We start from the raw sequence: 8177 nt of genomic DNA on the forward strand, positions 1-8177 counted from the left end.
CGAAGTATTTATACAGATGCCTGCGACAAAATGTTGCCACGCCTCAATCTGCTCCCCTTAAGAAGTATGGAAGTAGGGGCGTATGGGAGTATGGGAGTAAAAATATCTTTACACCCACACATGGATACCCCCATACACCCATACTTTCTTCTTGAGGAAGGGGAGTTTACACCGTGCCCGTAATCCTGTACTTCCTGAAGACATGCTCCACAAAAAAATAAACAACGGGATGCGGTATGAGTGTTTCCATTTTATTCGTGGATGACGAGCAGATGGTCCTGCAGGGGCTCAAAAGAGCCCTTTACTCCATGCGCAGGGAGTGGAAAATGCATTTCGCCCAGAGCGGCAGGGAAGGCCTGGCCATATTGCAGGAGCATGAGCTGGATATCGTGATTTCGGATATGTATATGCCGGAAATGGACGGAGCGGATTTCCTGAGCCTGGTGCAAACAGAGCATCCCCAGGTGGTCCGGATTATTCTCTCGGGACATTCTGACCATGCACTTCTACTCAGGACCATCATCCCGGCCCATAAGTTTCTGCACAAGCCGTGCTCCAAGGACATCCTGGTAAACGCCGTGAACAGGATTCTGCTGGCACGCAAGTTTGTAGAGGACCCTGCTCTCAGGTCACGGATCAACCAGATAGGTACACTGCCCACCCACCCCCTGTTTTACCCCCTGGCAATCGAGGCCCTGGGCAGGGATTTCCACAAGGAAGTAGCGGCTATACTCCCCTTTGACGTAGCCATGGTGGCCAACATCATGAAGGTGGTCATGAACTCCTTTGCAGGTGACTCTAAGACACCTTCAACCCTGGAAGCGGTTTCACAGACCCTGGGAGTGGAAATGATCAAGGAACTTATCTGCCGCCGGGAGGAATTTGCCGCATACCAGGATTTTCTGTATCCTGACTACTCAATTCTCCAGCTATGGAGGCACAGCCTGAGAACGGCCAGGTATGCGGCCGCCATTGCCGCCACCCAGAGCAGTGACCCTCTTTTTGTGGATCAGTGCTATACTGCAGGGCTTCTGCACGATGTAGGCAAGATGGTCTTGCTGCTTAAATTCGGTGAAGAATATGTCCAGAGCCTCAAAAAGACCATGCAGGAGGAAATACCGGTCAGGGATGCAGAGACCCGGGCATTTAACACCACTCACGAGGCAGCCGGTGCTTATCTGCTCTGTTTATGGGGTCTGCCACTAAAAACCCTGGAAGCCGTGGCGTTTCATTCCCGGCCGGGATATACCAGGGGAGCGGAATTCAAACCCGTGACAGCCGTACACGTGGCCAACATCCTGGACCATTATTTTCTGGGCTTTTCAGCCCGGCACAGCAAAAGACAGCTGGACCAGAGCTTTCTGGAAAAAAACGGGTTCATGGAGAGAATGCCCGTCTGGAAAAAGGCCTGTGCCAGTGTTTACGCCAGGGAAATCCAGGAACAGAAAAAACTAATTTTTTAGCACTACAGCGAAACTTATTGAGATACGATATTCTATTGTATAAATTTCGCTGTAGTGTCAGCAGGAAAACCGGTATTTATGAGCAGCCAGGCGGCAGAAAAGGTCAGCGTGGACCAGCTACAGGTGGGAGTCTATATTCAGTTGCAGGAAGTCTGGTACATGCATCCCTTTCTGCGCAGCAGCTTCTTGATAAAAAAGGAGAAACAGATCCAGGCCCTCAGGGACTCCGGCATCAAAGAAGTACTTTATGTACCTGAGAAAAGCCAGAGACCATGTCTGCCGGCCAGGAAGAAAAAGCCTGCTGAACCGTTACAAAATGAGCAGGAGAAGGACACAAGCCCTGATGAAAACATTTCCGGACAGGTATGGGAAACCAAGCAAAGACGCATCAAACAGTTCAGTAATATCCAGGAGCGCATAAAAAAATGTTCCCGTCAATATAAAAACACGGTGCAGAAGATGCCCTCCATGCTGAATGATATTTTTGCCGGCCGGGAAGAAGGCATGCAAAACGCTCAGGAAGTGGTCTCGGAAATGGCACAGACCTTTCTGTCTGAAACCACCGCTGTAATGCACCTCATGGATGCCGAAGAAGCGGACATGGACCTTGCCTACCATTTTCTCAACGTTTCCGTGCTGTCCATGATGATAGGCGAAGCAGCCCAGCTGCAGGAAGAAGACATGAAGCATCTTGGCATGGGTGCTTTACTGCATGACCTGGGCAAACTCAGGATTGAAAAGAAACACCTGCGCAAACCCAGGGAGATGCTCAGCAAGCATGAGCTGAAATTATTGAAAATGCACCCCCAATACGGTGTTGAAACTCTGTGCGCCATCAAAACAGGACCTCCTCAACCGGTAAAGGAGATAGTCCGGCATCATCACGAAGCCCTGAGCGGAATCGGGTATCCCCAGGGACTAAAGGCGGACAGAATTTCCTACTTGACCAGGATCACCACCCTGGCCAACATCTTCGACAACCTGTGCAATCCTTACAACCCTGAACAGGCCATGTCCCCGCATCACGCCCTTTCTTTTATTTACAGGAGATACGACCTGATCCTGGATATGCATCTGGTATCCCTTCTGGTTAAAAGGCTGGGGGTTTACCCTCCTGGTTGTATTGTTGAGCTCTCCACTAAAGAGGTGGCCAAGGTCATGGCCGTGGATCCGGCAAAGCCGTTAAGGCCTCTTATCCTCCTGTATGACCCGGATGTACCCAGAAAACATGCTGCTGTTTTCAACATGGACGAAGACAGGGATCTATTCATAGATAGATGCCTGAATCCGGAAGAGCTTTCCCAGGAAGCCGCCAGGTATCTGAAGCCCAGGCAGAAAGTCGCATATTATGCAGAAGAAGTACCGGAAAAGTAACTGTTTTCCAGCCGGAGAGTCTTTTTTGAGGATTATATAATCAGATGCACCTGCAAAAAGTCGGGGAATGAAAAATTCACAAATCAAAAATCAACATAACTCTTTGATTTCACTGCCTGCCCCGTGAAATAACTCCTTGGAGTTCCCGAAGGTATTTCACTGGGGACCTCTGACCTCTGATCTCTGACGTCTGTAACTGCAAAAATGACTTTTTGCAGTCACATCTAATCATGGGGTATTATATGCAAAAAGTACTAATAGTAGAAGACTCCGAATCTTTTGCCCTCTTTTTGAACAAGGCATTGATTAAAAACGGATATGATGTTTCAGCCCAGGTGAAAACCGGGGAAGCCGCTCTGGAGCACATCAGGGAAAATGACCCTAATGTCATCCTCATGGACATCAATCTGGACGGTGAACTGGACGGAATTGAAGCCGCCGAACTTATCCGCCGGGAAAAAAACATTCCTGTTATCTACGTGACTTCCCAGTTCAACGAAACAGTCATGCACCGGGCCGCCCAGACCCTGCCCTACGGGTACCTTTGCAAGCCCTTTAATGTCCATCACCTTCTGGGGGTGCTGGACATAGCTCTGCGCAAGAGACAGGTGGAAATAAAGCTGGAGAAATCCAGGCTGCAGGCGGAACAGGAACTGCGCCTGGCCAAGGAGCAATGGGAAGATACCTTTGATGCTGTTCCCGACCTCATAGCCGTCATCGACCAGGAACTCAAGATCGTGCGGGCCAACAAGGCCCTGTCCGACAGGCTGAACATGGACAGGGAGGAAATAACAGGAAGCCACTGTTACCGTGTAATAGACGGAACAGACAGTCCCCCGGAGTCATGCCCCTTTTTCGATTCAGAAAAAACGGGCAGATCTCACGGGGAGGCATATAAGGCAAGTCTCGGGGGATACTTTGACATAAGCTGTACCTCGGTGAAGGGACTGCAGGGAGGTAAGGCCAGGGTCAATGTGCTCAGGGATATCACCCGGCGTAAAGAATTCGAGGAAAATCTCAGGCGTAGCGAAGAACTATACCGCCGTCTGGCCGAGGACATGCCCAATCTTCTGTGCACTTTTCTGCCTGACAGCACCCTGACCTATGTCAATCAGGCCTATTGCGATTTTTTTCAGAAGAACAGGCATGAACTTGTGGGACAGAAATGGCTGGATTTTCTGCCCCGGGAGCAAAGACACGCAGTCAGAGAACATCTTGCCACGATTAAACCTGAAAACCCCTTTGTGTCCTATGAACATGCCGTGCACAGGCCCGATGGTTCAGTGAGCTGGCAAAAATGGCACGATCGGGGAATTTTTGAAAACCAGGAACTGTTATACATCCAGTCCATCGGGGAGGATATAACCGACAGAAAGCTGGCCAGTGAAAGACTAAAGGAAAACGAAAAAATCCTTAAGTCAGTGCTGGAATCAATCCATATAGCCATGATCATTATGGATTTAAACACAGGCAAGGTCTTAAGGACCAATGAGGTAGCCCGGGAATACTTTTATGCAGACGATTCATCAGAAGCGGATTTTGAAAAAAAGATACTGCCTGTAATTTTGAAGGGAAAAAACAGCCTGTCCTCTTTCGCATCCAGCCTGCCCGTATTCAACAGGGAGGTAAAGATAAACGATGTATCCGGCAGGCTTGTCCCTTTCCTGTTCTATGCCTTTCAGAGCGAATTTCAGGGAGTGGAGAGTGCAGTGCTGATTTTTTACGATATCTCCCAGCGCAAGAACCTGGAGATGCAGCTGGCCCACTCCCAGAAACTGGAGGCGGTGGGGGAACTGGCTGCAGGCATAGCCCATGAAATAAATACCCCCAGTCAATACGTGGGCGATAACACACGTTTTTTACAGGAGGCCTTTACTGATCTGCAGCAGCTTCTGGACCTTTATCTGCGCTTGGAAAAAGAAGTGCATGCAGCCGGCAATGATGAACTGCTGCAGAAGATACGGCAAGCCAGAGATGAGATGGACCTGGATTTTATCCTTTCCGAGATACCCCGGGCCATTGAGCAGTCCCTGCAGGGCCTGGACAGGGTAAGTACCATTGTCCAGGCCATGAAGAGATTTTCCCATCCAGGGGGTGAAGAAGAAAGGGTGCTTTTTGATCTCAACGAGGCTTTGACCAATATCATCACCATTTCCCGCAACGAGTGGAAATATACTTCCGAGGTCAAAACCGATTTTGCAGAGGATCTTCCCCAGGTGGCGGTTTATCCCAATGACCTGAACCAGGCCTTTTTGAACCTCATTGTCAACGCGGCTCAGGCCATCCAGGAAAAAGAACAAAAGAGCGGGGGAAAGGGGGTTATTTTTATTTCCACCCGGGCCGTTAACGGTTACGCTGAAGTCAGCATCCAGGATACAGGCAAGGGCATCCCTGAGTATTACCAGGACAGAATATTCGACCAGTTTTTCACCACCAAGCCCGTGGGCAAGGGTACGGGACAGGGGCTGGCCATTACCTATTCCATCATTGTGGACAGGCACGGAGGCCAGATCAACCTTGACTCCAGGGAAGGTGAAGGCACGACATTTACTGTCCGCCTGCCGTTAACAGATGCTTAAGCGGCCCCGGTGAAATCAGCTGCGCTGTCCTTCGGCCCCGGTTAAGCATAAGAAGGCTTCACGGGGTAAAAATTTCACAGGGCAAGCCGGAAGCCGCAGATTGCATTAACCATCCAGCACTCACTTTCTTCCGGCACTCATGAATGCAGGAAAAAAGTGAGTGCTGGAGTGATAACCTTTTGGCCTGGCCTTCCGCCTGTCCCGTTTAATTGCTCGCAGAGCAAGCCCGAAGGGCATTAAACTGGGAGCCAGGACAAAGATGATTTTCTCTTCATCAATCTCTTAATCCTGTCAATCCTGTCAAAAAACTCTTTTATTTATTGGGTTGCGGGCAAAGCCCGCCTGAAGCTTCTCAGCGGTAGTTCCTGACGTCAGGCACACTCTGAATACTTACACAGAGCCCGGGCATGCCCTAAGCTGGCTTCAAGTCTTTCAATCGCCGGCGCTGAAGCACTTTTATAAACCAGGTATTTCAACCCGATTCTTTAGCCTTTTTTTTCTCCCTTAGCTTCTGCGGAGGTACCAGGACAGAAAAAGGCTGTTTTACTCCATAGGTCTCATCAAGATTTCGCAGCTTGTCCACCTGGTTAAGGCTTAGCTCGCTGCCACTGCGCAGCAGAAGCATCCCGCTCAGAGAATAGATTTCTTCCGTGACCACCATGTAGGGCACGAGATCATTTATGCGCACCTGCTTGAGCTCGTACTCGTCTTCCATCTGCAGAACTTCTATAAAATTTCTAATGACAGCGGGGTCATAACGCCCCTTGCGGTCCAGCATGCGCAGCAGGGTATTTTTGCGGGAATATCCGCGGTTCATGAGCAGGTCGTAATCCAGGACAACCTTGAGAATCCTGGCCCCCAGGGGAATATCTTTTCCCCTGATGCCGTCCTCAGGGAAGCCCTGCCCGTTGTAATACTTCTCCTGCTGGGAAATCATTCTGGACATTTCTTCCAGCCTGGGGATTCTGGATATTATATCCGCTGCTATCATTGGGTGCTGGGAAAATGTCTGCTTTTCTTCCGGGGTCAGTTTTTCTCCGTTTTTGATTTTCAAGCGGATATTCTCAGGCAGTGCCAGCCCTCCTATCTGGGAAAGCAGGGCTCCGGTTTCATAGAACCAGACGTCTGTTTCTCCCATGTGTACAGCCAGATCCCGGACGAATCTCTTGATCCTTGCAGCCCTGGCCATGGCATCCTCGTTGACCATGCTCAGTACATCAGTCAGAGCGCCCACTACCCCGCTGACTGTGCTTTCCATGATTTCTTTTTCGGAAACTATGAGCCTGTACTGGGCAATAGCGTCGTCCAGAGTCCTTGTGAGCAGATGGGGAGGAACAGGCTTGGTCAGGAAGCGGAATACGCTGCCCTCGTTTATGGCCTCTATTGCGGCATCCAGATCTCCATGGCCGGTGAGCATTATGCGTACGCTCTCGGGAAAAAGTTCCCTGACCCGGCCCAGGAACTGAATCCCGTCCATTCCGGGCATCTTCAGGTCAGCCACCACTACCGCATAAGGGCCTTTCTCGTTTATGGCCTTCAGACCTTCCATGGCTCCTGTGGCGGTATCAACGCTGTAGTTCCTGCGCAGGGATCTCTTGAATCCCTCCAGGATATTCACGTCGTCATCTACGAACAGAACCTTGTAATCTTTCACTGAGGACTCCAGGGACCGGCCGTATACCGTCCCGGGTTGTTTTTGATATGTTTTATGCCTGCGATGTCCATACCGGACAACTTTCTGTAGTGGGGAAGGTAGGGAGCTGATTATCAAACCACCCCCGGCCCCTCCTTAACCAAGGAGGGGAGCAGATCGAGGCATGGCAGCACTCTGTCGCATGCATCTGTATAAATACTCCGTCTGGATCGTGATTAAACTTCCACCACCCAAGCAAGTCCAGGCCACGGTACAGCTCCCCTCCTTAGCCAAGGAGGGGCCGGGGGTGGTTGTATGAAATCCCTTCCTTTATTTTTTCTTGCATTTCGCATAACCTACAACAACCAACGCAACAAACTCAAATCAAAAAAATGAAATCCGAAATTTACAATCAAAAAAAGCTAAAGCCTCACAGGAAAATACTACGCCGAGAAATGACCCCGGCTGAAAGCAAACTCTGGACGTTTCTCAAGTCCAAACAGCTTGAAGGCAGAAAATTCAGACGACAGCATAGTGTGGGTCCTTACATCGTAGATTTTTACTGTCCGGCTGAAAGTCTGGTACTTGAACTGGACGGTGAAGTTCACAACGACCAGATGAGACGAGACTACGACGAGACGCGACAGGAATACATGGAAAACCTTGGGCTGAAAGTGCTTAGATTCGAAAACCGACAGATATTTACTGATATTGATAATGTGCTGGAATCTATAAAAAAACATTTTAAAGAATAAGGAAGGGAGCTTAATATCAAACCACCCCCGGCCCCTCCTTAACCAAGGAGGGGAGCAGATCGAGGCACGGCAACACTCTGTCGCAGGCATCTGTCAAATACTCCGTCTGGATCGGGGGTGGTTGTTATATGAAATCCCTTCCTTATAAAAATTCCAGAAGCCCGCCCCCCAAGCAAGTCCAGGCCACGGTACAGCTCCCCTCCTTAGCCAAGGAGGGGTCGGGGGTGGTTGCATGAAATCCCTTCCTTATAAACATTCCAGAAGCCCGCCAACCAAGCAAGTCCAGGCCACGGTACAGCTCCCCTCCTTAGCCAAGGAGGGGTCGGGGGTGGTTGTATGAGATCCCTTCCTTATAAACATTCCAGAAGCCTAC

The 8177-nt window shown here is 50.0% G+C and carries 5 protein-coding genes; 4 read left to right on the plus strand and 1 reads right to left on the minus strand.

The window, feature by feature from the left end:
• Positions 1-236: 236 nt before the first annotated feature.
• From D5S03_RS05150 to D5S03_RS05160, 3 genes are all read left to right on the plus strand, one after another.
• Positions 237-1463 carry an HDOD domain-containing protein gene (locus D5S03_RS05150; RefSeq protein ID WP_287042877.1) on the plus strand — a complete coding sequence of 409 codons (1227 nt, stop codon included), beginning with the start codon at positions 237-239 and terminating at the stop codon, positions 1461-1463.
• A gap of 78 nt (positions 1464-1541) precedes the next feature.
• The gene (locus tag D5S03_RS05155; protein ID WP_008870994.1) at positions 1542-2837 is read left to right on the plus strand and encodes a cyclic di-GMP phosphodiesterase; all 1296 of its coding nucleotides are present in this window, start codon (positions 1542-1544) and stop codon (positions 2835-2837) included.
• Between the two features lie 242 nt (positions 2838-3079).
• The gene (locus D5S03_RS05160; protein ID WP_287042878.1) at positions 3080-5416 is read left to right on the plus strand and encodes a PAS domain S-box protein; all 2337 of its coding nucleotides are present in this window, start codon (positions 3080-3082) and stop codon (positions 5414-5416) included.
• Between the two features lie 472 nt (positions 5417-5888).
• Here the strand turns inward: D5S03_RS05160 and D5S03_RS05165 are convergent, their stop codons facing one another.
• Positions 5889-7070: an HD domain-containing phosphohydrolase gene (locus D5S03_RS05165; RefSeq protein WP_287042879.1), complete on the minus strand. Its 1182-nt coding sequence runs from the start codon at positions 7068-7070 to the stop codon at positions 5889-5891.
• A 371-nt stretch (positions 7071-7441) separates the two neighbouring features.
• On the opposite strand from D5S03_RS05165, the gene D5S03_RS05170 reads away from it, so the two are divergent.
• A complete protein-coding gene (locus D5S03_RS05170) occupies positions 7442-7804 on the plus strand; it encodes an endonuclease domain-containing protein (RefSeq protein WP_008871003.1) in 363 nt (120 codons plus the stop codon).
• The last annotated feature ends 373 nt before the right edge of the window (positions 7805-8177 follow it).

Source organism: Desulfonatronospira sp. MSAO_Bac3 (assembly GCF_003838035.1).
Taxonomy (GTDB): domain Bacteria; phylum Desulfobacterota; class Desulfovibrionia; order Desulfovibrionales; family Desulfonatronovibrionaceae; genus Desulfonatronospira; species Desulfonatronospira thiodismutans.

What these genes read in the sequence shown, in the direction of transcription:
- D5S03_RS05150 (WP_287042877.1), top strand. Translation starts at nt 237, where the DNA reads ATGAGTGTTTCCATTTTATTCGTGGATGACGAGCAGATGGTCCTGCAG.
- D5S03_RS05155 (WP_008870994.1), top strand. Translation starts at nt 1,542, where the DNA reads ATGAGCAGCCAGGCGGCAGAAAAGGTCAGCGTGGACCAGCTACAGGTG.
- D5S03_RS05160 (WP_287042878.1), top strand. Translation starts at nt 3,080, where the DNA reads ATGCAAAAAGTACTAATAGTAGAAGACTCCGAATCTTTTGCCCTCTTT.
- D5S03_RS05170 (WP_008871003.1), top strand. Translation starts at nt 7,442, where the DNA reads ATGAAATCCGAAATTTACAATCAAAAAAAGCTAAAGCCTCACAGGAAA.